Source organism: Aurantimonas marianensis (assembly GCF_024195285.1).
GTDB lineage: Bacteria > Pseudomonadota > Alphaproteobacteria > Rhizobiales > Rhizobiaceae > Aurantimonas > Aurantimonas marianensis.
Map to the genome: position 1 here is coordinate 1 of NZ_JALHBS010000084.1, position 993 is coordinate 993.

General features: G+C 65.7%; 2 protein-coding genes. Both read left to right on the forward strand.

Going from position 1 to position 993, the window contains the following annotated elements; all coding sequences use genetic code 11:
* Positions 1 to 309: acyl-CoA dehydrogenase domain-containing protein (locus tag MJ956_RS13760; protein ID WP_253965021.1), on the forward strand; the 309-nt coding region annotated here is incomplete at its 5' end.
* A partial coding sequence (locus MJ956_RS13765) for a thiolase family protein (protein ID WP_279327040.1) occupies positions 309 to 993 on the forward strand: 685 nt, incomplete at its 3' end. The genes MJ956_RS13760 and MJ956_RS13765, both read left to right, overlap by 1 nt.

The following is a 993-nucleotide window of genomic DNA, read 5'->3' on the forward strand; positions in this document are numbered from 1 at the left end:
CTCTATCTCGGCGAAGGGCATGCCCAGCATCCGATCAAGGATCTGGAACTGGCCTTCGAACTGGTGACCGAGGCGGCGCCGATCGAAAAGAAGCTGCGTGCGGCCAATGTCCGCGATCCCGAGGAGGCGAGGGAGGCCGGCGTGATCTCCAACGCGGAGTTCATTCGGCTGGCGGAGGCCAAGGAGGCGGTGGACAAGGTCATCGCAGTGGACGCGTTCCCGATGGCGGAGGTTTCCCCCATCGCATCCCAACATGACCGTCCGGCCGGGAACGGCGGCAAGGACGAACAGCGCGAGGCAGCGGAATAATGACAAGAGCGGTCTATCTCGTCGACGGCGCCCGTACGCCCTTCATCAAGGCGCGCGGCAAGCCGGGGCCGTTTTCGCCCGTCGACCTCGCCGTCCAGTGCGGCCGGCCGTTGCTGATGCGGCAGAGCTTTGCGGCGGATGCTGTCGATCTTGTCATCCTCGGCTGCGTCAATGTGGTGGCTGACGAGATGAACCCGGCGCGGGTCGCCGCCCTGCGTCTCGGTCTCAAGGACGAGATTCCGGCCTTCACGGTCCAGATCAACTGCGGCTCCGGCATGCAGTCGATCGACACGGCGTTTCGTTATATCGGGCTTGGCAAGGCCGATGTCGTGCTGGCCGGCGGCGCCGAGGCGCTGAGCCATTCGCCGCTCGTCCTCAGGCGTGGCGCCGTCGAATGGTTCGCGGCGCTCAACGGCGCCCGCTCGACGACCGACCGGCTGAAGGCCTTCACGGGTCTGCGCCCGGAATTCCTCAAGCCGGTGATCGGACTCGAGCGCGGTCTCACCGATCCGATCACCAATCTCAATATGGGCCAGACCGCCGAAGTGCTCGCCCATCTCTTCGGCATTTCCCGGCGTGAGGCGGACACCTACGCGGCCGAAAGCCATAACCGGTTGGCCAACGCCACCAAGCAGGGCTGGCTGAAGGACGAGATGCTGCCGGCCTTTTCCCGCGACGGCGAGG